Origin of the sequence: Paenibacillus sp. 4624 (assembly GCF_050435065.1) — a bacterium.
GTDB classification, from domain to species: Bacteria; Bacillota; Bacilli; order Paenibacillales; family Paenibacillaceae; genus Paenibacillus; species Paenibacillus amylolyticus_D.
The window spans coordinates 35,383-59,927 of the sequence record NZ_JBNDJR010000002.1 but is presented as its reverse complement, the minus strand read 5'-3'; the positions used below and the strand labels follow the sequence as shown (position 1 = coordinate 59,927).

Sequence of the window (24,545 nt, the reverse complement as noted above, 5' to 3'; positions counted from 1 at the left end):
CTTCATTTACTACCGTAGTTCTATACAAGACAACTGAAATAATACCTCATCCTGGTACTGCCGTTACTAGCATAAGCATGCTGTGGTTGGGGTAGTAACTGCGAATTAAAATAGGATCATACCTTAGCGTAACAATGAAAGGTCTATATTCTCTAATTTGCGGAAAAGAGGGACAATATGATGGAGTTTACTCATGGAGTGGTGAAAAGGAAGTTAGGTTCACTTGGACTTGAGGTATCCGCGCTGGGACTGGGTACCATGATGATGCCTGACAACGAGGATTCTATACGCACGATCCATGGCGCACTGGATCAAGGAGTTAACTTTTTCGACACAGCTGATATATATGGGGAACATTTCATGCAACAAGGACTGTTCGGAGGTAACGAGCAACTGGTGGGTCGAGCTCTGAAAGGCCGTCGTGATCAAGCCATTTTGGCGACTAAATTTGGCATCGTATCTCCAACCATGAAAGTACTCGGACACCCAGCGTATGTCAAAAAATCAATCGATTCCAGCCTGCTTCAACTGGGCACAGATTACATCGACCTGTACTATCAGCATCGCGTTGATCCGGACATCCCCATTGAAGAGACCGTCGGTGCTATGGCTCAACTTGTGCAGGAGGGTAAAGTCCGCTTCCTTGGTCTTTCAGAAGCAACGGCGGATCAGATCCGGCGGGCACATGCCATTCATCCCATCACAGCAGTAGAAACAGAATACTCGCTATGGAGCCGCGAAATAGAGGATGAGGTACTGCCTGTGCTGGATGAACTGGGTATCGGTTTTGTACCCTATAGCCCCTTGGGGCGCGGATTCCTGACTGGACAGATTCAGACGTTTGATGATCTGCCTGCGGATGATTACCGCCGTTTCTTCCCTCGTTTTCAAGGCGATAATTTCAATAAAAATCTGGAAGTCGTTCGACTGATTGAGCAGCTTGCCGCACGAAAAAACTGCACTACGCCTCAGCTGGCTTTAGCCTGGCTGCTAGCGCAAGGGGAGCAAATTGTACCTATACCTGGTACGAAACGTCTAGATCGGTTGCAGGAGAACCTTGGTTCATTGCAGGTCACGATCACACCGGAAGAACTGGCTGAGATCGAACACATCTCGCCAAAAGGGTTTGCAGCCGGCGAGCGTTACCCTTCGTTTTCCTGAATCAGAGTTGACTAAGAGTAAGAACAGGAAAAAGGCTGCCACTCGGCAGCCTTTCTTAACTCACTTTTTAAATCTTCTTATCTCATACTCTTCTTTTATTTATTCCTCTTAACAGGGAATCTACTACTCTCCGTGCCCTTTAGATGCGGTCTGTTACCGGAAACGTCAGGATCACCGTCGTACCCACTCCCTTTTCACTCACATATTTGATCGTGCCGTTAACCTTCTCCACGATGTTGAAGCAGATCATCAGCCCGAGTCCCGTACCATTCGTTTTCAGCGAGTAAAACGGCGTACCCAAAGCTTTCACCTCCTCCTCCGTCATCCCGCACCCCTGATCCACAATCTTGATCTCCACCTTCTGCTTCACAAGTCTTGCTGTTACGTGAACCATGGCTCCCGTATCCGAGGCTTCGAGAGCGTTCTTGATCAGATTAATGATCACCTGCTTAAACTCAACGGCATTCATGAGGATCGTGCAGCCCTCTTCAATCTCGATATTGATATGTTTATTCGATAACATGGCGTAGGAGCCCAATAAGCTAGCTACCCCCTCAAGCATCTCTTGCACATCTACCTTCTCATCAACCAATATTTCTCGGTTCGGTTTCGCAATGGACAAAAATTGAGAGGTTACTTGTTCCACCGTATTCAGCTCATCGATCATCAGCGCAAACTTGGATCGATCTGCAGCGTCGAAGGCCTGATTTTGTTGATACAACTGCAGGAATCCCCGTACCACCGTTACCGGATTACGGATTTCGTGCGCAACCGCTGCCGTTAGATGTGCAATCATTTTGAGACGTTCAGATTGTTGTACCTGTTCCAGATATAGTTCCTGCTTTCGAATCCGATCAAAGGTTAAATAGAAAATGAGAAACAGGAGCAGTTGACTCGCAATGATGTTAATCAGATTGCCAGCTAGATCTATATGTATATATTTGTAAACGTTATCTTGCTTGTGAATATACGTCGTCACAATCACCAGCATGACTGTATTCAAGCTGAGCGAAATGTAAAACAACTTGAAGTCATAGAACAAGATCGCGAGTGCCGGAAGCAAACAGATCATAATGTAAGTCGTCCACGTCTGAGGGTAGATCAAAGCTAGCGTGTAGAAATAGACAAACCCAAGTAAAATAATGCTCAATCGAAATGCAAACGTTTCATATCTGGGGTAAATGAGCAGACATACAGGTATCGTCACCACACATAACAAATGAATGACATATCCGATGGTAATGCCCTGAAGTTCTGCGGTAGATACTACTAAGCCGGCTGCCATTAGAAGGATCATTAAAATCATCGATACATAATAGGTCTTCCGGTTCACTGGACTATGCAATTCCTTCATATATTCACCACCTTGTTCGTGAATTCCTATATATAGTATTGTATCTTATTTCCTGTATCACCTTCCATGGATGAGAAATAATTTATTTTGGGCCCTACCAAAATAAGCTGCATGGACATTTAGCCCATGCAGCTTTTCAAACACTTTTAAAACACCAAGACATCATTAAGGTTTAATGACAGAGAGAAGTGACTCGTTGCCCTCCGAGATCACCGTTACTTCCGGTGCGAACTCGGCATCCTCAACATGCAGGGTTTGACCAATTTTCATTGCACTAATATCAAACTCGACCACGGTTGGCAAATGACGAGGCAGCGCCTCCACTTCAATAGCGGCTAACTGAATCTGCACAACACCACCGTACTTCGCATCCGCTGGGGTTCCGTTGAACTTGACCGGAATTTTGGTACGTAGCACCTCATCGTTCTGCACCTGCTGAAAATCGACGTGAATCAAATCTCGTGTAACCGGATCACGCTGCAGATCTTCCAGCAATACGGTAAGTGAAGGCTTTTCTTCGAATTGCAGTTCGATGAATCCGGACGCACCTTGGTTCAACCATTTTTGGAAATGTACTGCCGGGATATGAATCATCTCATTCTCTGTATTTCTGCCAAAAACAACACCTGGCAGGCGGCCAGATTGGCGCAAATCCCGAAGTCGGGATGGCTTTAATTTGACGCGGGTCTCCGCTTGTATATGAGTAGTCATGCTATGTTCGCTCCTCTGTATTCTATGATTTTCTGTACACGTTCACTTTCCATCATCCAACATTCCCCTACGGGGGCTAAAGAGAGAAACATAGCATCACCACCTCCACATGGCTTCATTTTACAACCATTAAATGTAAACTCCCACAATATACAGCAAGGCACTCTACTTGGAAAAGTAGAATGCCCTTGGGATGCTTCCAGCCTATCATAGAAACCTTGGTTTGTCGATAAAGCGGATAGCCACAGAACTGTAATATTCAACACTTAACAAACCTACATTATTGGTATATTATAGAATTGTAGCAAATAATTATAATAAGAGAGGAGTTTACTACTTTGAAAAAGACACTCTCCATGCTTATCGTCATGAATTTGGTTCTTACATTTGCTTTTAGTTTCAGCGCTTCGGCTAACAGTGATATTGAGGGAAAGGAACTACCGGATGCACGCATTACGGAACAGGTCATACAGCCGGAAAAAGAGATCGTCACTGAGCTGACCAAAGCCCCTACTGAGTTGGATTCTTCTCCATTGAAGGAACATCGGCTCAAGGAAAACATGAACCTGAATGAAGCTTCTGCCACTTCCAAAACACATAAGCAACAAAGTCTGCTGATTACTCCGCAATCGGAGGATACAGATAACACATCGGCCGCAGCTGAGACCACTACATACACTGGCTACATCCAGGAGCAAGGTACCTCCAGCTATTTATACCCGATCTATGTACAGCCCGGGCACATTCTGCAAGTACAGATGGATAACCCCGCATCTGCGCAGCTTGATTACGATCTATATCTCTATGAATTCGATATGTCCACCGGGGAAGTGAATCCGAATCCTATTGATTACTCCATCTACGGGACATACTTGAACAATTACGGGAATGGGTCCAGAACGTTATCTGAAAATGTAGGCACGAAAAATATCACTTCCGGCGCCAAAGCCTACTTAATTGAAGCCTACGGCAAGGTTGGTGCCAGCATCAACGAGCCGTTTACCCTGACGGTCTCCACAAGCTCGACATATGATGCCTTCGAGACAGACGAGAATGCGCTGCGTGCCTATCCGCTTACCGTTGCTGTTGGCGGCTCTACACTCGCAACCCGTTCATTGAATTCGGAGATCGATCAGGATTGGTACAAAATCACCGTTCCTGAGAGCAGAAACTATGATGCGATGCGCATCACGCTGGATCAGGCTTCAACGGCGAATGGTTACAAAGCTGAATTGTACGGGGCTTTAAGTAACAACCGAATGGCCTTGATGCCAACCACGAACGGTAATGTGTCGTTAGGTACGGGCACTTATTATTTGAAGGTTTATACGACCAACACGTATTCCGATACCAACTATTCACTGCATTTGCAACCCGTATTACGTGCAGACAAAATTGTCATTACGGGCTACAACTCAAACGGCGGCCCCAATGATTACCCCTCCTACTCATATGGACGCTACTACCGAATCACCGGATCAAGCTTCACGGTGACAGGGGTTGCGGCTACTTCCGATAACTATGCCGTTGCTAATGCGGAAGTCGAGGTCATCTGGGCGAATGATGCCTGGTCTGAAAGCAGCAACAATCGTTATCGCAGTGCCAAAGTCATGACCAACAGCAGTGGGCAGTTCACGGCAACGTTGTCCCTGCCTCCTTCCGCCGGTAGCCTCAGTCAGTACTTGCCGGGAGCCATAAGCTTTACCCATTATTATGATCTGTGTGCTGTGGTGGCCAGAGTAACGAGTCATCCAAGTGTAAACACGACCGATATTGTGTATCACTTCGCCTACAGTATTTATGGCGGCTGATTGAATCAAGGAGAGCAACGAGCGGTGGAAGACACCCGTTCGTTGCTCTTTTTTGTCCATTTATATTAAAAATATGGAATATTATTCCGATAAAAAGGAGAGACATGTCTGATATGGAAATTAGAGCATTTATTCTTTTGCAGAATAGGGGTGTTTACGAATGAAGGTTCAAAGCACGACGCCGTTTGACCTCAATGCCTACACTCATTCACAACAACGCACAGGACAAGCGAATCAGCCAACGATGATTACAGGGAAGTTCGATTTGTCTCATGACACAGATACCGTGGAGATCAGTAACGCTTCCAGACAGCTCGCCTCCTTGGATATCGTGAACCATTCAGCCGTTTACTTCGGCACCGTTCAGATTAACGAGTCACTGGAACGCCTGCTCAAGGGCCAATCTTCTGAGGTCAAAGAAACGGTGTATGGTATTATTCAATCCAATCTGATTACGGACGTGACGGAAGGGGATGGTCGATCCGCTCTACTCGAACTCGGTCTGACACAAGCACAATACATAGCGAACAACTACATGAAGGGTGATCAGGCTACCGAGTTCATGAATACGATTCGCCAGATTGGAGCCATCTCCACAACCAGAACGATTAACCCTGAAACGAAACAAATTCAGTATGATACACCACCGCAACGACCGGTCGGTGCGCCAGAGGATTACGTTGATCTTCATTATATGATGCGTAAATTCCAGCCCCAGACCTATGATAAGTTGCAGGACGCCATCGTAAACAACAAAGACTGGAGCAGCATTCTACAGAACTTTGCGAAACAGGCATCTAAGAATCAAGCATGGATCAAAGAATACCATGAGGATGCGGCCCGCGCTGCGGGTAACCTGCCCATCCCGAACCGATTTGAAAGGGCTGACATGACCAACCCGAGCTCATTTGTCCATTCGGTGAAAGAGACCATTACCCGGACCGTTTCGCCATACAACAAACTGCTGATCGATAATATCGAAGCCTTTATACGCAAGCTTAAACCCGAGGGTAATACTGCCTAAGCAGAAGTTCTACATCAAGCATATTAAAAAGCTCCACTCACCGGTTTCATGGGAGTGGAGCTTTTGTTTAGTCTGTCCTTGTTACTACCGCAGCGTGAGGATAAGACGGAAGCCACTTCTTTTTTTGAAGGACGCGTGTCTTGGATCACTGCGTGGTAGGCTTCATTTAAACTGAGGTTAAAGTCAGCATAATCTTATCACCGGATCGGGTGATCTTATAGATCCCTTTTTGCATATCAACGCCGTAGTGCTTTTTCAGTAGCATTTTCGCATTAAGATCCGTCTCAATCACCACAAGGTAGTCATAGTTACTTAACAGATTGTCCATGTTATCTTCGTAGAACAGCACGATACCGTCCACATTGGGAGCATATAAGAAGTATCTGCCTACGTATTGCATGTAATAACTGGTGACCTGCTGATCCCGGTCAGAGCCATAGAACAGATACTTATTTCGATCTTCCTTGCCGCCCGTATACCACCGATCCCCTGTCACCTTATGAACTTCGTAGGGCAGGGTCTTGTCATACGTTTTGGTGATCGAGATCATACCATTATATTCGGACAAGAGGGTTGTTGCCGCGAGTGCCATACAGGCGATGATTCCCTGTTGATAATGCTTCTTCGTCTGTACCGTCTTGAATGATTGATAATCGGGAACTTCACCGATGCGGTAATGGAACGTACGCTCAATGTCCACAGCTGCACAGAGTACCAGTCCACCAGCGAACAACACCACGATACTTGATGCGTAACGCTCGAACCCAGCCAGTCGAACAGCCTCATCCACAGGCATGGAGAACAGATATAGTGCCAGAATACCGGCATAGTACAGTACAACGACCACATTCAGTGCAATCAGCACTTTCCATAGGTTCCATTTCTTCTTGAGCACCACATAGGCCACAATCGAAGCAGCAATCGCAGCAACTTCAAAAATAACAATACCCAGCACAGGTCTGGAGGTAATGTCCACGCTGGATTTCAGGAAAAGCACAAGAATTTCCCACTTTTGTTCTGCTGTTTTACCCGACTTTAAGGCTGCGGCAGCTCCCTCGAACTTGTTATTCACACCGTGGAATACCGTTGCCATACGCCAGCTCCAGCTGAAATACGGCAGTAATGCCCCTGCAATGGTACCGAGCACAGCGAGTCCAATCTTCCAGCTCGCACGTTGCTTATTCGTAAGCCAGATGTATACGAGAAAGATCAGCCCCACGGCAGCAAAAATGATGCCTGTGCTTTTGATTATCGTCAGCAGACCCGCCAGCGGCAGAATAATGATGCAAGCTCGCTTAAGATCCTGACGATACTGGTATATCGCTGCCACAATGGCGAGTGCATAGATTGGAAGCAGGAAGTCCACCAACAGGTTGGTGATGCGAATCGTCAGGTTGAAAAAGGACAATGTCGATAAACCTAACCCAAGAAAAGCATATAATAGAAACCTTTTTTTCTCTGACACGATGCCAAACATGGCATAAAAACAAGAAAAGATCAGCAGCCCCTGCGCCAGCAACATGATCGGCTCAGCATGTCCCATAAATCGGCAGATGTAGTAGATAAACGACGACGTGCCGAGCGGATAATTTTTAAACTCAATCAGGTCCGAATTCGGTGTTGGAAACGCATTGGTGCTCAGCATCTCCTTCACTACAATCGCCCAATGTGAGAAATTATCGTAGTGAGTCAGCTCCGTGTGGAACAGAATGAGCAAAAATACGAAAACCACGCTCAGAAAACTCAATTGAAATAACGAAAATGAAAAAGACCATGTGCCCCGTTTACTCTGGTACAAAGCTTGTATCACTCTGCCTCTAAATAACAGTAAGCCTGTGACCAGCACAACAATGCTACCCGTGAAGAGCTGCCCTGCTAATCCGGCAAAATAGACGATACACGCGATAGCCGAGAACACAAATATCGGAATGAACTCCCACCGGATGGACATCACCTTACGGACAAACTGCATATAACCGATCATCGATATTATGAGTAAAATGCCCATCACAAGTTGAAGCAAAAACAGCATGTCTATCTCTCCTAACCCTCTTTGGTGAACCGCTCAGCTTGTGGATGAATCAAATCACTCAGCAACTGATCAATCAAACCACGCCCCAAGATCTCATCGATATTCTCTACGGAGAGAAGCACTTCACGTTTGTTTGCCGTTGTTTTTCCCGTATGTTTTAAGACCACTTCAATATTGCTTTCGGTGTAAAAAGTAACCTCTGACCCTTCTGCTATCTTACCTTGCAGATTCGTGGCAGAGAAGAAACGATAATTAAAGCTGAGCAGTGTACAACTCGCATGATTCGTAAACGTTACGGGAAGATGAAGGGAAAGCCTTGGCATCTTCCGCTGATCTGATTTGGGCTGCACAATCCGTTTTTTCACATTACGCAGCATGTCGTCATATGCAGTATCCCATAGGTTCATTTGCTCCGGCAGCGAGTGCTTCCGGTCATAGATGAGCTGCATGTATTGCCGTTTATCTGTCTCACTGAGCGGCTTAACCGTTGCGGAATAACGCCAGCCCTCGCCATCTGCTTTGACATATACGATAACCGCATCAAGATTGGCCTCATATCGACTCGATTTGACGACCAAAGAGATGGTCTTCTGCTCTGGTAGATAAATCGGGTACGGCACATAAAATGCAATGCCATTTTCCGAGAGATCCACGGTTTTGGCCTCGTAACGCAGTGTGCTGTCCGGATAACGGATAATAACGTCCTCTTGTGCCCTGATCCGCTCATTCTCCCGGTATGCTCGGCGTCCGATCATAAAGAAGAGTGCATAGAACAAGGCAATCATATTGTGAACGAGCCAGAAGATGATAATACTGCTGAAAAACAAAGCAATGCCGTACTTGCCATTCACATACCGGATAATCGCAGCGATGGACAGGATCAGCAGAATAATATGCGGCAGTGCATACTTCATTGATGCGATCCACTCACGTCCGGTTGAACGATTTTTATTCGTCACCTTGAACTTGCGTTCACGGATGCCTACCGTCTCCAGAATCACCGGCCAGATCAGATACGGCATGAAGATCGTATCAATGACCTGACTCCAGCGCTGATTCCGTATATTACTGGACAGATAACGCATCGACAGGCTGTAAAAGAAATACGATGGCAACCAGAAGATCAGAATCTGCCAGAACGTCGTATTTACAATCTGGAAATCAAATAAAGCAAACAGAATTGGAGACAGGATAAAGATCAGCCGATTGAAAAAAGACCACCAGTATAAAAAACTGCTCACATAGGTCACTCTAGTCCAGAAAGGCAGCTTTCTGGAGAGCGGTGCACGCGTATTTTGCAAACTCTGAATGATACCCCTCGCCCATCGTATCCGCTGCTTGATCATGCTTGGAATTGTGGTCGTGGTCTGCCCTGCTGCCTGTACCTCCTGAGTAGCATACGTAATATATCCTTCCTGCTGTAACCGAATGCTCGTCTCAAAATCCTCCGTAATGGTGTTCAGCGGAAATCCACCGATATCCACCATACCTTGTCGGGCAATCACCGTATTACTGCCCGTATAGGCAACGGCATTGGACGCATTGCGCAGAATGTTAACCTCACGCGAGAAAAAGTCCTGCTCGTTCGGAATACCCTGCTCCGCATAAAGGTTGAACTGGAACAGATCCGGGTTGTAAAAGCTTTGCGGGGTCTGCACCAGCCCCAGCTTAAAGGTTGGGTCCATCTCCTCTTCACGGCGAAGGCGCCATTCTCCATTTTCTTCGATAAACGTGGAGAGCATGAAATAGGGTACGGTTTTCATCAGAAACGTATGCTGCGGAATCATATCTGCATCAAAGGTCGCAATTAGCGGAGAAGATGTCTTGCTCAACGCATTGTTCAGATTACCGGATTTGGCATCTTTGTTGCCGGGGAAACCCAGATATCCTACGCCGAACTGCTTCGCCAGCTCTTCAACCGCAGGTCTGGCCCCATCATCGCACAGATAGATATGTACCTTGGACTTGTCCGGGTAATCCATAAACGTACAGGCATTTACCGTTTTATACAAAAGGTCAACGGGTTCATTATGGGTGGCGATAAATACATCGACGTGCGGATAATATTCATCCGGGATCACCGGAAAATCGAGCTGTGCCCGTTTCTTTTGCATCTTTTGAAAAAACAACTCAAAAGTCGTCCCTACAGTAACCATCTCCGCTATAATGAGCAACATGCCAAATATGACATTCAGCACCCCTTCTCCCCATGGCAGCGTAAAGAACATACGCCAGATCAAATAGATGGTCATGAGAATCATGGTGATGATAAAAAATACATTTTGCCTTTTCTCGTTTTGCACTACAGCTGCTTCCTCCTTGCTGCAAATACCCACCTCCGCTGCAGTTGGAAACTTAGCAGGAACAGGATGGCATCACAGACGAATTTTGCTGCCTTCTCATCCACGAGGAATAGGGTATGGAATAAATACACGCCTGTACTCGACAACAAAATCACCAAGCCACACAATGTTAAGTAACGCCACAGGCTACCCCTGCTGCCCTCCTTGCGGAACACAAAATATCGATTCAGAACATAATTCACAACAATAGAGATGACACGGGCAATAACAGTCGCGAGCAAAATTCTTAAATAATGCTGATCTCCCATCATGGGACGCAGGAAATCGATCAAAAACCAAGCAATTCCCAAATCAACGACAGAACTGGCAACCGACGATGATATAAAACGAAAGAAATTTGAGAACAGCACACCCATAACGCGGGCACTATCCTGAATGGCTTTGAAATGTGTACCCGCATTGCCATTCTCATAGATGACCTGAATGGGCACCGTATGAATGGCAATACCTGACTGAATACAGGAGATCAGCATCTGCAGTTCATATTCAAATCGCTTGCCCCGTACATCCAGCATAAATGACAATAACCCTGTACCGAAGGCACGAAGTCCCGTCTGGGTATCGGACAGTTTTTTTCCATATAACAGCGCAAAAATAAACGACGTCATTCGATTACCAAACAAAGATTTAGGTGGAATATCGCCCTCACTGAAATCCCGAACGCCGAGCAGTAAGTCATTCGGACGACGTTTGGCTTCCTGAGCAATCCGATAGACATCCTCGGCAGCGTGTTGCCCATCTGAATCCGCAGTAACAACATAGTGAGCCTGCCCATAATGCTGTGCTATGTAACGAAATCCGGTCTTCAGCGCCTCACCTTTCCCCTGATTCTGCGCGTGCCGCAACAAGAAGCATCCATTATCTTCTAATTCCTTGAAAATGTGCTGGTATTTCTCACCAGAACCATCATCTACAATGACCAATTTCGTAAAACCATAGTCTCGCAACTGACGTACATAGGATAAAAGTCTATCATCTGGTTCCAGCGAAGGAATGAGGATGATCGTTTCGTCCTTTTCTTTTGCTATAATCATCCGAAATGAGCCCCAATTCGACATATTTTCATGAAAACTTGGTGTATATTAGTGTTAATATCTTCCTTGAATATAGGAGAGTATACCATCGAAAAGGTGGGTCGTAAACGAGAATTTTTGTAATCTAATGGTAAAAAAGTTTTACATTTTTATGTACATATGTTAGTCGTAACAGACTATATCCCTCTGACATATTAATCATTCTGGTACCTTATAAATAATAAAGAACCGCCCGTTTATTAAACGGGCGGTTCGGGTTATATCGAATGATTTATATGACTTAATCATCAGCCTGTTGAAATGACTTTCCACCATGATCAAACATGCTATTGAGATACTTTCATCTCAGACTGTCACTTTATGGTTGTTATTCACACTTTTATTCTGATATTTGACAGCCCACTTATATACGAAGGTCAGAATAAATCCGGTCAGACCACAGACTGCTGCAATAACAAAGGCTCTCTGATAACTGCCGTCTGCACTATACACATTCCTCATAATTGAGGGTCCGAAATAGCCGGCCAGTGCAAATCCGATAAACATAATCCCGTAATTCACACTGTTGTTTTTGGCCCCAAACTGATCTGCCGTGAAGCCTGGGAATACCCCCATTAAGGAACCAAAGCTTAAACCAATCATGGAAATTCCCATATAAAATGTACCTACATTGTTCTCTCCTGAAAAATAAAGCATAATCAGGCCAGCGACAGATAAGAGAGACGTAATGGCAAGTGTATTGATTCGGCCAATTTTGTCTGAGATATACCCGGCCAGAATCCGGCCACCTGTATTAAACAGCGCCAGGATCGATACAACTGTTGTTGCCGCAGCAGCGGACAAACCAACCATTTTCTGAGCGATAGGTGAAGCTTGAGAGGTGCACATCAGTCCAGCAAAAGCTCCGCTGATCAACAGCAAGATCATCACGTAGAAGATCGGGCTGGCAAGCATGCCTTTCCAATTCTTATCTTCTCGCGGAGAACGGGCAAGTTGGACAGCACTCGGTGTCCATCCTGACGGAGTAAAATCAGCCGGACATTTCTCAATAAAGAACGAAGCTACGCAAATAATAAGGAGAAAGGCAATCCCTATTATCATGAATGCAGAGGTTACCCCCGAGTTGCTGATCAAAACATTGGCGACCGGAGGTATAATCACCGAACTTAAACCATAAGCAGCCGTTGTTACGCCCCCAACCAATCCGCGTTTGTCCGGAAAAAATTTGATGGAGTTGCTGATCGTGCAACCGTAAACCATTCCCGTTCCCAAACCAAGCACAATCCCATAAGCAAATACCAGAAAACCTACAGATGTGGCAAAGCTGGATAAAATCATTCCGCCCCCAAATAGGATCCCTCCAACCAGAATGACCTTCTTGGGTCCGAACCTGTCATTAATCCATCCACCCGATATCATCGTAATGGGTCCGACTGAATTGCAGATTGTAAACGCAATGGCCAAATCCCCTGGTGTCAATGTACGTCCTGTGAGACCACTTAGATAAGCTGCCATTGGGGCAGCAAACACACTCCATGCATAAATGGAGCCAATACATAGGTTGATAAAACAGCTTGCAATCAGAATAATCCATCTCTTTTTTGTCAGTTCCACTGAGATCTTTTCTCCTCATGATTTTATTGTGAAATAATTCACTAACTCATGCGATAAAGTGTAGCACAGCTTTTTATATCCATCTATGACAACACGTATAGCTTTATAAAGGATTTTTGTAGTAGCTGATAAGGGCGGAGAGTCACAATTTTAGACGAATGGCGGCTTATGCCAGAGATAAGTTTCGACTATGATGAAAGGAGATTCGTAGACCTTGTGTAGACCCTGACTAAAGGCTGTGATGTTAATGTTATTTCAACGGGATAAATGGCTGCAATATCGTGCATTTAACAGTGTACCTTTACTCGCCAGGCGACTTCCGGAAACAAAGTTGTTAGGAAAAGAATCACTGCACGATATGTTGTTACAACATTCAAGTGTCGTGCTGAAACCCTGCGACGGACGTTATGGGAGAGATATTGTGTTCATCCGGTGTCTGAAAACGGGTACCTACCAAATCCAAAACGAGAATAATATCATTACGATGCAAAACAAGAGTGATTTACAGGATTGGCTTAATCAAATCAACATGGATCGTGAGTATATCATCCAGCAACGTATATATTTAGCTCGCATTCAACAAAGGCCGTTCGATCTTCGTATCATGGTTCAACGTCAAAAAGCAAACTCGTCCGCTTGGAAGGTAACCGGTTCCTACGCCAAGATCGCTTCACGCGGATATCTGGTGACCAATGTGACCAACCGTACCATGTCTGTGTTCAAAGCACTGCAATTAGCACGTGTTGGTGGACGGAAACTGCTCCTTCAAGTGGAGCATACTGCTCTGCTGGCTGCCAAGAGCCTCGAAGTGCACTACCCTGATCTGAGACAAATCGGTTTTGATATCGGCATCGATAAGAAAGGCCGAATCTGGATTATTGAAGGCAATTATCGCCCTGACCTTCGCCCTTTTCGGCGCTTGAAAGACTCTTCGATGTATCGCCGAATCTTGTGGTATCAGAAGCATTAATTCCAATCTTTACGACGCAAGAAGCGACTCTCCATAGATTTATTGGGAGAGCCGCTTCTTGTCTTATAACTGTGAGAATCCATTTACTGCACGTTTGTAAAACACCCTTCTCTTTGTTCAACCTATTGCCGATATCGTCAACATTTCCGGCGACGTCTAGCCGCACTTACGACACGTGTTACACGGAACTGGTTCGGACCAACCTGGATGATAGCGAATTGGCTGTAGGATGTTCCTGATGACGTGTATGGTTCAGCTGCGATATCGCCACTTGGTGTTCTAACCGTTGCAGTGATGCGAGTGACCAGACAAACTCCACGTCCAGAAGCTTGCCATGTCTCATCACGCTGCACACTGTATTGATCATTACTGCAAAAGATAGATGCATACTCGACAGCCCCAAACGCATTATACGAAGTAGAGTTATAAATTCGAACCGGATCATAACCACCTGTAGGTCTACGATTTCCCATTCTCAAAACCTCCTTATTGTTGATAGTTTATTAGATGCAATAGAGCGATTTTGGTGAGGGATAGACGTGGACAAGGTTGAAAAAGTGTATTTGCCTTACAAAAAAAACCACCCGCTGGATTAGCGAGTGGTTTGCAGCTGTTGTAGCCATGTAGAAAGCTCGTCACATGATAAAAACTTCCTGATCCGTAAGAGCCATCAGTGCTTTACAAGTTAGAATTAAGAAGCTTTCGCCGCAGCTGCTTTTTCAATGATTGCTTTAGCATCATTCATCGAAAGGCCTTGCTTAGGCTCCAGCATTTTTTTGTCTGTTGCACTGAAAATACCTTTATCAATCAACTTCGCCAGTGGCTTTACTGCGTAAGCAGAAACGGATTTTCCATCCTCGAAGCCAGCGATGATCGTTGCTGCCTTCGCTTCGGATGCCGGGCTGTTCACCAATTTTGCCAAAATGGTTGCTGCCTCTTCCCGAGTAATATCGCGCTCAGGATAGAAGTTACCGCCATAGCCTTGAATAAATCCGGCTTTAGAAGCTTCTGCAATAGCATCTGCATATGCAGCATTCGCAGCAACATCTTTGAATTCAGGTGCTGTAGATACCGCGTTAAGCTTCAGCATATCCACGAGCGTAGTGACAAATTCAGCACGAGAAATAGGTTCATTGTTCACTGGTGCTGGAGTTTCTGCTGGCTCTGTAGCGACACCAATGTTTGTAATGCGGGCTTCTTTTTTAGCTTGAATATCGCCGCCCTTGAATGTATCTGTGATGTATTTGTAGAACACATCCAGATCAATTGGGCCAGCCAAGGATGATTTCGCATCCAGCAGCACTTTATAGTTATCTCCACCTGCAGCCATGAAATTGTTCACCACAGCGGTGTATGATTTTTTAGGATCAACCGGTGTGCCGTCTTCTAGTGTAAGAGCCGTCACACGTTCAGCAACCGGCTTGCTGAAGTCTGCTGTGTATTTCAAACCAGCAATTTGCAAAGTTTTTGTATTTGGTGTGCCGTCAGCATTGGTGCCCCATTGCTGTTGCAGCAACGTTTTTACTTGCTCACCTGTCAGCTCCAGCTTTACGAGTGTATTGCCGAAAGGCTGGATTTTAGCCAGATCTGCAAAGATCACATCCCCTTTGGGCAGGTCTGCACGGATACCACCTGGATTCATGAACGCAAAGTCAGCTTTGCTTGCTTTATCGCCAAAGTCTGCTTGACGCATCGCATCTGCAATCAGGTTGCCCAGCGGAGCTTCGTTATTGTAAGCATCTGTACGCAAAACTGTACCATCTGTTGTACCTACTGGCTTCGTCAGCTCAGGGTGCTTGTCCAGAGACTTTTTAATAATCGCTAGTGTTTCAGGATCTTCTTTTACACCTTCTTGGAAAGTGGTTGTCACCGTAGCTGATTTTTCAGTTACATCCCCCGTAACAGGGTCAATCATAAGTTTGATATCTTCAAATGCCGTACCATAAGAGTACGCTTGCACGATCAGTTTGCCATTCACGACACCGTTCGCCAGAGCGTGATTGTCACCCGCAACAATGACATCAACAGGAGAATCTGCAGGCAAAGCTTTTGCCAGATCAGCCGCTTCTCCAGTTGTTACCCCTTCTTTGGTCGATGCTGGGTCATGTGCCAGGACGATGATCGTTTCTACGCCTTGGCCTTGCAATTCTTTTGCATATTTATTAACGGCTTCAACCTCTTCTTCAGCGCTCAGGAAACGTACACCTGCTGTACCTGCTGGAGATACTTTGTTCGGCGTTGATTTTGTCACGAGTCCGATGAATCCGATTTTTACGCCGCCTACTTCTTTAATCACATATGGTTTAATCAGAGGTTTACCAGTAGCGTTTTCAATCACATTTGCATTCACATAATCAAATTTTGCGCCGGCATGAGTTACTTTACCTTCTTTTGGATCCAGACCGCCAAAAATTTGAGCCTTCAATGCGGCAATCCCTTGGTCAAATTCATGGTTACCTAGGGAACCCACATCAAATTCCATCATATTCATCCATTCCATCGTCGGCTCATCACGATCAAGGGATGAGACTGGAGCAGATGCACCAACCGAATCGCCGTTATGGAACAGCAAGGAATGCTCATACTTGGCTTGAGCTTCTTTGAGATAGGTTGCTAGAATCGGAGCCGAACCTGCCTTCTTATCACCAACCATAGATGTTGTATCCAGTTGGCCGTGGAAATCATTGATTCCTATCAAATGTACTTCTACATCTTTGCCTGCGGCAGAAACGGAACCAGCCGCGCCGAACAGCTGAGTGAGTAATAATGTAGCAGCAGCCACACGAATAGTGCTTTTCCCCAACACTTTTTTCCAAGACATGAGTAAACAAAACCCCTCTCCAATTTCATATCCTGAGATATTTTACCACAGTTCAATTCATAAAAGTGGTTGATTCTATTAAATTTATGTAAAAAAACTTTATAAAAAAGATAGAACGCTTTATATTGAAAATGTTGTATTTTATATTTTTTTCTTGCTTTAGAGGAATAAAATGTTATATATTCACTTTGTAATCACTTTCCGACTCTGTTACATGAATGAATCATCCTCTTTCACTACCACTACGCCTTCCTGCAACTTCTACAAATCATGTTTAAGCTCATAACGATATAAACCATCTATTATAGCGCTTTGATTTCCATTAAAGGAGGTGACCCTGAGAGCACTGTACATATGGCTGTCCCATGAATTACCACTGGGGGATGTGTTGATTGCTCTTTCACCACTTCTGACCGAACGCTATGTTGCATTACGGCAATACCCGTAAGCGTTTGTTGTACTACGCAATTTGCATCAACCATTCTAAGGAATATAGGAGAGTGTCCAATGAAAAAGCTATTTTTCCCTAAATCGTTCCGCATTTTGATCGCGTGTTTGTTGATCCTAGCCTTTGCTGTACCTACAACGGCTTCCGCAGGCTACCTTGGAGATAAACTGCTGGTCGGCCAGAACATGCAAAAGGGGGACTACCTCACCTCGCAGGATGGTAGGTTTTCAGCGATCTGGCAAAATGACGGAAATTTTGTAATCTACCAGAATGGTTCTTCGATCTGGGCCAGTGGAACAAGCAATAGCATGGCTCAAACTTTCCAATTTAATCAACAGTATGGTAAACCTATAATTTACGGGTATGGATGGGTGTATAAAGACGTTTATCAGTACGCTTATCGCTACGTTTATAATCCTGTCACATTCAGATATGATTATGTGTGGAGCCCAGGATGGGATAAAGTTCTGGTACCTGATACATCCAAACTAGTAGCTGTCTGGTCTATGAATAAGGAAGCGTGGATTCCCGGCCACCATGGCAACACGCTGCCAGTTGATACAGCGGGTGATACTCTTATCATGCAAAATGATGGTAACTTGGTACTCTACAACACTACCTTGACCAACGCAAATTATCCGAATAGCGGGATTCCTGTCTGGGCTTCCAATACGGGCGGTCGCTAAGAGGATTGATACTCGGGGCTACAGGGCTATGATCAATCATTACGATGTTATGTAAAAAAGCCGAAGAAGGGATTCACCCTTCCTCGGCTTCTTTTCGTTTTTCCCTGTAATGAAGCATTCCTAAAAGATACACTTCATCTGCTTGACCATGTTATTGAAGCGAAATTTACCACAGATCTTCCGGAATGTATTTTAACATGGTTTCGGAGCCATCTGGATTGATTTTATACGTATGCGTTCTTGTCGCTTCCTCAAGATGTCCGAATGACCATCTGCCCAAAAGATTATCTGGATAAGAAGCTTGGGCCCCGGTCAGTGGGCCTCTGTACAGCATCCCATTGATCATTTTGACAGCTTCCTCTCGGGTAAGCTGACTGTTTGGTTGGAAAGAGCCATTTTGGTAACCTGATAGGAAGCCAAAACGGTAAACCTCATCGATAGACTGCTCCGCCCAGCTTACCTCAATATCGGTGAACGAGCTGATTCTCAATATATTGTTCATCTTCAGCTCTCTTGCAACTCCCAGATAACGAGCAATGGCTGTTGCCAGTTCTGCCCGTGTGATAGGTTGATCCGGCTTGAACGTGTTATCCGCATAACCTTTAAATATCTCTTTGTTTACAACTGCTTCGATATAATCGGCTCCCCAGTAACTTGTAGCAACATCGCTAAATAACTGAACGTGGTGAACCTCATCTTGCAATTGCAGTGTCCGGGCAAAGATGGCAGCAATCTCTGCACGGGTAATGAGTCGTCCAGGTTTAACGTTGCCATCTGGATATCCCATAATGTAACGGGCATGCTTATGTTCATAACGGTTAGAATACAACATCACCTTGATCAAGGATGCATCATCTTGTGTATTCGTAAGCGTAAGCTTGTGATCCGTGCCTATACTAGCCGTTATGGTCCCGAAATCTTCGCCTTCGCTCATTTCGTTAACCTTTAGTTTGAACGTTAGCTTACCTTGCGTTCCTCCCGCCAGCTTACCAACATTCCAATTGAGTTCCTGATCTGTCAAAGTACCGCCGTTCGCATCAACCAAACTTAGCCCTGAAGGGATCTTAGCTTTGATATACACACCATCGGCATCGACCGAGGTTTTATTGGCATAGATCACGGTGAAGGTAAGGGTATCTCCTTCCCCACCCTTCATTTTGTCAACTAGGATCGCTGTAGCGAGATCGATAGATTCCGTAGGCATCGTAGTTGTTGGAACAGTTGCTGGTGGAGTAGAAGTTGTCGGTGAGTTGGGTGCACCCGGACTCGTTCCTGTTCCTGTTCCTGTTCCTCCAGATGGTGGCAGAGGTATCATGCTAAAGTTATACAGCACAATATCCGTACCCACATGAATCAGCGGTTGGCTTGGATCAACAGCTCTGCTATCGAAATCTTTATATCCTGCCTTCTTCGCAGTTAAATAATAGTCCGTATGCGGAAATACCATAAAGGCATACTGCCCTGTCGCATCACTTGTCTGCGGGTTGGCATTATCCGCTGGTGGGAAGCTATTCACCGGTGGCAAGTTAACAACCGTTCCGTTACTGTAATGAAGTGTAACAACAGCACCGGTTATCGGCTGACCTGTCACGGAATCCGTAATTGTACCGTACGGGTCAATAAGCACTTCACTGATGCTGATCTGTCCGTCCGAATTAATCTCGGTATTTATATGACCAACAACAATAGGTTGTGTCCCGCCTCCTGGAAGCGGAATGTTATAGATGACTTTTGCCGTATAGTTGCCCTTGAGTACACTGTCGATATTAAAAGTTCCGTTCTGGTTAACTTGACCTGTATGATCGCCATTGCCATCATTGATCAATACGTTGTATCCACCGCCCACAGTCCCATCGAGCATTGCGGATGCACCTTGTGTTTTACCAACCAGTACAACACCTGATACCGTTTTATTCGCATCAAAGGAATGGCCATCCACACTTCCGTTTACGGGGACATTCTGATTAAACGTGACAGATTTCTTCTGACCGCTGAATTCAACCAGCTTTGTAATCGATACATCATACGTCACATTCCCCTGCGGTATAGCAATGGTGTATGCCCCGTCAACTCCTGTAATGGCAACGGCATGAAAATCAGCAATGCCATCTCCGTTAAAATCTTTACTTACTTTGATCGTGGAACCTGCTAGCGGATGTCCTGCCTGGTCTGTGACAACACCTGTAATAACCCCAGGAGTAATTGTAATATAGATTGTGTCGCTAACCTGGATACCCTTTTGGCTATCATCAACTGTTGCCGTCAGTGGTATGGATACCGATCCCGCACCCCCAAGAACCGCTGCAGTAAAGGTTGTTTTTGCAACGCCTTGTGCATCCGTCAGAACCTTTATCGTATTGGTATTCCCAGTAAAATGACCGTACGTTGTATTCGGTACTTCAAATAAAACCTCAACGCCTGCCTGAGGACGCCCCTCTTTATCGGTTATCACCGTCTTAAATACGGATGTAGCCGTACCATTACCAAGTATGGATGAGGGGTTGGCTGTTAATGTTATGTCGTAATCCACAAGTTCAAAATCTTCGGTGATATGTCCGTTTCCATTAACATTTGCTGTAGACACAGAGACTTCTCTATGCGCTGGGCTATATCCATCACGTACAACTTCCAAAATATAATTATTGATGACGACGTCTTCAAAATTGTACTTCCCATTAGCATCGGTCGTAATACGCCCCTTCTCTTTACCTGCAAGGTCACGCAAAATTACGGTAGCACCAGATACCGGATTCTGGGTCTCTTTATCTCTGATTGTTCCATCAATACTAGGGTTGATACATGTGATTGTCACCGTGGCTTCGTTGGAATTACCTACTCCATCAAAGGCCTGATAAGTGAACGTCACACTGCCAGATATTTCTCCAGCTGGCACGAACGTAAATGACCCATCGGTGTTAACATTCAGTGTGCCCTTGCTTGTATCACTCAGGGAGCTGATGTTCACGGCAGTAAGTGTACCGTTCCCTACAACGTTATCATTCGATAGAATGCCGGTTGCCGCAGGAACGTTCAGCGTACGGCCCTTCACTACCTGATAGCTGTCATTCTCAGCTGTAGACAGCTTACTGAATTTTGCATAATAGTCTCCAGCTGAGGAAACCGTCAAGGGATAAACTTTATCGGTACTTACAGGTGTACCTGTACCTTCCTCGTTGTCATACCATCCTGCAAAGGCATAACCGGAAGCTGGAATTGCCGTAACCGTTGCCGTTTCACCAAGCGCGTAGACACCGTCACCGTCTGTTGTGCCCCCAACATTACCAATGACATGAGTCGTGATCGGCACTTTAATAGTGATTGTAACCGTAGCTGTGTTTGAATAAGCCGTTCCATCATAAGCCTGGTAAGTAAACGTTACATTACCAGAAGCATTTGCCTCCGCAACGAAGGTGAACGATCCGTCCGGGTTCACATGCAGTGTACCTTTGCCCGATTCGGTAAGCGAACTGACATGGTCCACTGTGAGCGGATGAAGCTCATCATCGGTATCGTTAGAGAGCAAGCCCGTCTCCGCCGGAACGTCCAGCGTGTCCCCGCTATTAACGTTGTAGCTGTCGTTTTTCGCGGTTGGCTTATGCGCAGGTGGTGTAATGTTAATCGTTACCGTCGCTTCATTCGATAGGGCAGAACCATTACTAGCTTTGTAGGTGAACGTCACACTACCCGATGCTTCTGCTTCCGCCACGAAGGTGAAGGATCCATTTGAATATACATTCAGTGTACCCTTGCCTTCATCACTGATTGAACTGATACTTACAGCGGTAAGTGTGCGCCCATCGCCATCTGTATCGTTAAGCAATATGCCCTCTTCCACTGGAACACTGAGTGTTTCTCCTTTCACAACGCTATAAGTATCGTCATGAGCTACTGGTAGCGATGTGAACTTTGCATAGTAATCCTGATTCGTCTGGACATTGAACTGATAAGCTGCATCCGCACTTACAGGAGTCCCTGTTCCTAATTGGTTGTCATACCATCCTACGAATGTATAGCCCTGATTTGGAGTAGCTGTGATTGTTGCAGAATCACCAATGTTATAGGTGGCATCGCCTACAGATGTACCCCCAACAGCTCCAATAACATGCGTGTTGATTACAGCTGTGGTCACATTGGTTACATCTGTAGATACCGTATTGGATACAAGGTTAATTCCCGAAATGACAGCAGTATCGCTATCCAACGTCTGTGGCGTACCAGGTGCAGTTTTCGTAAAAGTAAGCACCTTGCTGTCATTGGCCGGAACATCAATCCCTGTTTGGGTTTGGCCATCGCTAGTGACGCTGAGCCCTGTAATAGCTGTATTTGTATAGTTATAAATGGTCACTTTATAAACTATATTCCCGTTAATTGGAACGGTTACCGGGCCTGTCTTCATAATCCCCATCTGCAAATCAAGCTTCCCGTTGTTTCCAAGTCTCATGATGGCCTTGCCATTATTCAGTGATTCCTCGGTTACATACGTTGCGCCAATTCCACCCGTTTTGGAAATGGTCTGCTTACTTGTTAAAGCCTGATAATAGGGACTGTCCGCAGGTGGGAGGAAGTACGCTGCCGTCTTGGCTCCATCACTCGCACTACCGGAATTGACGTAACGGGATATGTCCCCCACCTGATCAGGTGCTACCTGAAATGTCGGTTTTACTTTATAGCTGATTTTAAAAGAACCGCCTGCTGGCGCGCTATAATCTCCAGGCTGCGGACTTGTCCGGTTTTTGAAGCGGTAAATATGCGATTGCATATCATCTGCGTCAATATACCATGTAAGACTGCTAACGCCTGCGACTGTTTTAATGACCGCCTTACTTCCATACCCCGCGAATGCATACGCTGTACCACCGTTTATGGTCGTACTTGTGTCCGCTGTCGCAACAGCATCCCCGATTTTTAACGTGGACAGATCCACAGCAAAATCATTGCTGATTTCATCTGCAACAACGATAGCACTGGCGATATCCGCCGTTTCCGAACCGTTCCCCAGATCCGTGGTTTCCGGTATGTTGAGAAGCGGAAGTATCGTTGTGGTAGCCTCAACATCATTGGTTAAACCAGAGAAAGCTGATTTCACAATGTCATACGTTGGGGCAAATGTGTAATAACTACTGTATACAAATGAATTTGCATAGTTAAATCCATTAGGCGCCTGAGATGCATATGCCCTCAATTTGTCATATGTGTTCTTGGCGGTACCATAATTATAACTACTATCTTCCTTATTCTCGTTGACTCGTTTCGGGTCAAGTCCTGCCCACGCATACACAGGTTCGTTACCGTTATACGGTCCATTGATCGCCGTTGTGGAACCCAACCCTACAGTATACACTTTGGCCTGAGTGGCTTCTCCCCCATTGTATTCGGTGTATTTACGATCCATAAGATCCTTCATATATGCACCGGTAAGAATGGTTAACGCAGCAATTTCCGGATCACCTGTATTTGCCAAACTAGTACCGGCTGTAGCTGGCACATACTTGCTACCATCCGTTCCACTCTGATTGTAATTAGCAATCGTTGTAGCATCCGTTACCGCATTGGCAAAGTCAGTCTCAAATGATTTGCCTTTTGGCGAAGAAAACCATGCTTTTTTGGCATGAATTGCTGCCCCGTCAGATAAAAGGAATAAGTATGGCTGCCGCTTTGGGCCTGATCCCTTCGTTCCCACTTTCCCCATTGTCTTCGAGACCCCGTACATGATGCCATCCTGCGTTGGCGTTCCTCCTCCCAGAGGAACTGCGGTTTGTGCTCCAACGGCACTGCCATCCCTGGTTAAATTACTATTCAGAGTGACCGTTTGGTTGCTATCGGTATATTTCAGATAATCTTCCGTTCCGTGACCCGAACTAAACTCGTAATGTCCCAGTTCCATAAACGTACCCAGATGACTGGAGGAAGCGGACCCGCCGAACCAATATACCGCAACACGGTTGTTGGGATTCGCGTTCATAACTGTACGAATGGCTTCATTTGCAGCATTAGCCATGGCTTCGACGCGATAATAGATTCCTGGATCCCCCGCTTTTGCAGCAATTTCTCTACCACTGCGGCTACCCATTGAAGAACTCATATCCATAATAAAAGTCACATCTGCCGCTGAGCCGTTTGCGTTACTATTGCCCCCGACACCTGGATTGGTCGAGCTAGATGTCATATATTCTTGTGCTAGTGCAGATAACTGGATGTTGAATGTACCATCATTCTCTGCCGTAACACTCTTGTCTGTCCAGATCCGTCCATCTGAGGCAGCTGTACCGAAACCAGCAGGTGCTGTATCTGTGACCGGATCGGCCGTTAACTTCACACGGTATTGTTTGTAGTTCGCCTCTGCTGTGGTTGGAGCGTTATCTGCATAGGCTACGGAACCTAATAATGCAGATAGGCTACTCCCTCCCAGGATTAAGCATACCGTAAGCACAATAGAAATGATTTTGTTGATGCCTTTGGTCATATCCTTTTTGCCTCCATATAAAATTAAAATGTAACTGGTTTCTTTGCTGTAGA

Annotated in this window: 14 protein-coding genes; 5 read left to right on the top strand and 9 right to left on the bottom strand. The window is 45.5% G+C overall.

All coding sequences use genetic code 11. The annotated features are described in order from the left end of the window. Positions 1–198 precede the first annotated feature (198 nt). Complete coding sequence (locus ABIE27_RS04665) at positions 199–1,161, top strand: aldo/keto reductase (RefSeq protein WP_192895083.1); 963 nt, start codon at positions 199–201, stop codon at positions 1,159–1,161. Between the two features lie 139 nt (positions 1,162–1,300). On the opposite strand, the gene ABIE27_RS04660 is transcribed toward ABIE27_RS04665, so the two are convergent. Together ABIE27_RS04660 and ABIE27_RS04655 are read right to left on the bottom strand one after the other, a co-directional pair. Further along, a complete protein-coding gene (locus ABIE27_RS04660; protein WP_123063853.1) occupies positions 1,301–2,515 on the bottom strand; it encodes a sensor histidine kinase in 1,215 nt (404 codons plus the stop codon). Positions 2,516–2,680: 165 nt separating this feature from the next. Then, on the bottom strand, positions 2,681–3,226 hold the full coding sequence (locus ABIE27_RS04655) for a 50S ribosomal protein L25 (RefSeq protein ID WP_123063852.1): 546 nt from the start codon (positions 3,224–3,226) through the stop codon (positions 2,681–2,683). Between the two features lie 338 nt (positions 3,227–3,564). On the opposite strand from ABIE27_RS04655, the gene ABIE27_RS04650 reads away from it, so the two are divergent. Both ABIE27_RS04650 and ABIE27_RS04645 read left to right on the top strand, forming a co-directional pair. Continuing rightward, a complete protein-coding gene (locus tag ABIE27_RS04650) occupies positions 3,565–5,037 on the top strand; it encodes a hypothetical protein (protein WP_429350004.1) in 1,473 nt (490 codons plus the stop codon). A 160-nt stretch (positions 5,038–5,197) separates the two neighbouring features. Beyond that, on the top strand, positions 5,198–6,061 hold the full coding sequence (locus tag ABIE27_RS04645) for a hypothetical protein (protein ID WP_429350003.1): 864 nt from the start codon (positions 5,198–5,200) through the stop codon (positions 6,059–6,061). A gap of 166 nt (positions 6,062–6,227) precedes the next feature. Here ABIE27_RS04645 and ABIE27_RS04640 read toward each other — a convergent pair whose 3' ends face one another. The 4 genes from ABIE27_RS04640 to ABIE27_RS04625 form a co-directional block, all read right to left on the bottom strand. Beyond that, positions 6,228–8,093 carry a hypothetical protein gene (locus tag ABIE27_RS04640; RefSeq protein ID WP_429350002.1) on the bottom strand — a complete coding sequence of 622 codons (1,866 nt, stop codon included), beginning with the start codon at positions 8,091–8,093 and terminating at the stop codon, positions 6,228–6,230. An 11-nt stretch (positions 8,094–8,104) separates the two neighbouring features. After that, positions 8,105–10,396, bottom strand: a complete 2,292-nt coding sequence (locus tag ABIE27_RS04635) for a glycosyltransferase family 2 protein (protein ID WP_429350001.1) — start codon at positions 10,394–10,396, stop codon at positions 8,105–8,107. Next, a complete protein-coding gene (locus ABIE27_RS04630) occupies positions 10,396–11,490 on the bottom strand; it encodes a bifunctional glycosyltransferase family 2/GtrA family protein (RefSeq protein ID WP_161556893.1) in 1,095 nt (364 codons plus the stop codon). The genes ABIE27_RS04635 and ABIE27_RS04630 overlap by 1 nt, the downstream gene beginning before the upstream one ends. A 345-nt stretch (positions 11,491–11,835) precedes the next feature. Further along, positions 11,836–13,104 (bottom strand): L-lactate MFS transporter, encoded by a 1,269-nt coding sequence (locus tag ABIE27_RS04625; protein WP_123063846.1) that lies wholly within the window; start codon positions 13,102–13,104, stop codon positions 11,836–11,838. A 247-nt stretch (positions 13,105–13,351) separates the two neighbouring features. Between ABIE27_RS04625 and ABIE27_RS04620 the strand changes: the two genes are divergently transcribed. Then, complete coding sequence (locus ABIE27_RS04620) at positions 13,352–14,074, top strand: YheC/YheD family protein (protein ID WP_429350000.1); 723 nt, start codon at positions 13,352–13,354, stop codon at positions 14,072–14,074. Positions 14,075–14,211: 137 nt separating this feature from the next. On the opposite strand, the gene ABIE27_RS04615 is transcribed toward ABIE27_RS04620, so the two are convergent. Both ABIE27_RS04615 and ABIE27_RS04610 read right to left on the bottom strand, forming a co-directional pair. Continuing rightward, on the bottom strand, positions 14,212–14,547 hold the full coding sequence (locus tag ABIE27_RS04615) for a hypothetical protein (RefSeq protein WP_123063844.1): 336 nt from the start codon (positions 14,545–14,547) through the stop codon (positions 14,212–14,214). A gap of 218 nt (positions 14,548–14,765) precedes the next feature. Continuing rightward, entirely contained in the window at positions 14,766–16,895 is a 2,130-nt protein-coding gene (locus tag ABIE27_RS04610; RefSeq protein ID WP_123063843.1) for a 5'-nucleotidase C-terminal domain-containing protein, read from the bottom strand. Between the two features lie 507 nt (positions 16,896–17,402). Here ABIE27_RS04610 and ABIE27_RS04605 point away from each other — a divergent pair. After that, positions 17,403–18,029, top strand: coding sequence for a hypothetical protein (locus ABIE27_RS04605; RefSeq protein WP_123063842.1), 627 nt, complete (start codon positions 17,403–17,405; stop codon positions 18,027–18,029). Between the two features lie 166 nt (positions 18,030–18,195). Here ABIE27_RS04605 and ABIE27_RS04600 read toward each other — a convergent pair whose 3' ends face one another. Further along, on the bottom strand, positions 18,196–24,492 hold the full coding sequence (locus ABIE27_RS04600) for an Ig-like domain-containing protein (RefSeq protein ID WP_429349999.1): 6,297 nt from the start codon (positions 24,490–24,492) through the stop codon (positions 18,196–18,198). Between the last annotated feature and the right edge of the window lie 53 nt (positions 24,493–24,545).

What these genes read in the sequence shown, in the direction of transcription:
- ABIE27_RS04660 (WP_123063853.1), bottom strand. Translation starts at nt 2,515, where the DNA reads ATGAAGGAATTGCATAGTCCAGTGAACCGGAAGACCTATTATGTATCG.
- ABIE27_RS04655 (WP_123063852.1), bottom strand. Translation starts at nt 3,226, where the DNA reads ATGACTACTCATATACAAGCGGAGACCCGCGTCAAATTAAAGCCATCC.
- ABIE27_RS04645 (WP_429350003.1), top strand. Translation starts at nt 5,198, where the DNA reads ATGAAGGTTCAAAGCACGACGCCGTTTGACCTCAATGCCTACACTCAT.
- ABIE27_RS04640 (WP_429350002.1), bottom strand. Translation starts at nt 8,093, where the DNA reads ATGCTGTTTTTGCTTCAACTTGTGATGGGCATTTTACTCATAATATCG.
- ABIE27_RS04630 (WP_161556893.1), bottom strand. Translation starts at nt 11,490, where the DNA reads ATGATTATAGCAAAAGAAAAGGACGAAACGATCATCCTCATTCCTTCG.
- ABIE27_RS04620 (WP_429350000.1), top strand. Translation starts at nt 13,352, where the DNA reads ATGTTATTTCAACGGGATAAATGGCTGCAATATCGTGCATTTAACAGT.
- ABIE27_RS04615 (WP_123063844.1), bottom strand. Translation starts at nt 14,547, where the DNA reads ATGGGAAATCGTAGACCTACAGGTGGTTATGATCCGGTTCGAATTTAT.
- ABIE27_RS04610 (WP_123063843.1), bottom strand. Translation starts at nt 16,895, where the DNA reads ATGTCTTGGAAAAAAGTGTTGGGGAAAAGCACTATTCGTGTGGCTGCT.
- ABIE27_RS04605 (WP_123063842.1), top strand. Translation starts at nt 17,403, where the DNA reads ATGAAAAAGCTATTTTTCCCTAAATCGTTCCGCATTTTGATCGCGTGT.
- ABIE27_RS04600 (WP_429349999.1), bottom strand. Translation starts at nt 24,492, where the DNA reads ATGACCAAAGGCATCAACAAAATCATTTCTATTGTGCTTACGGTATGC.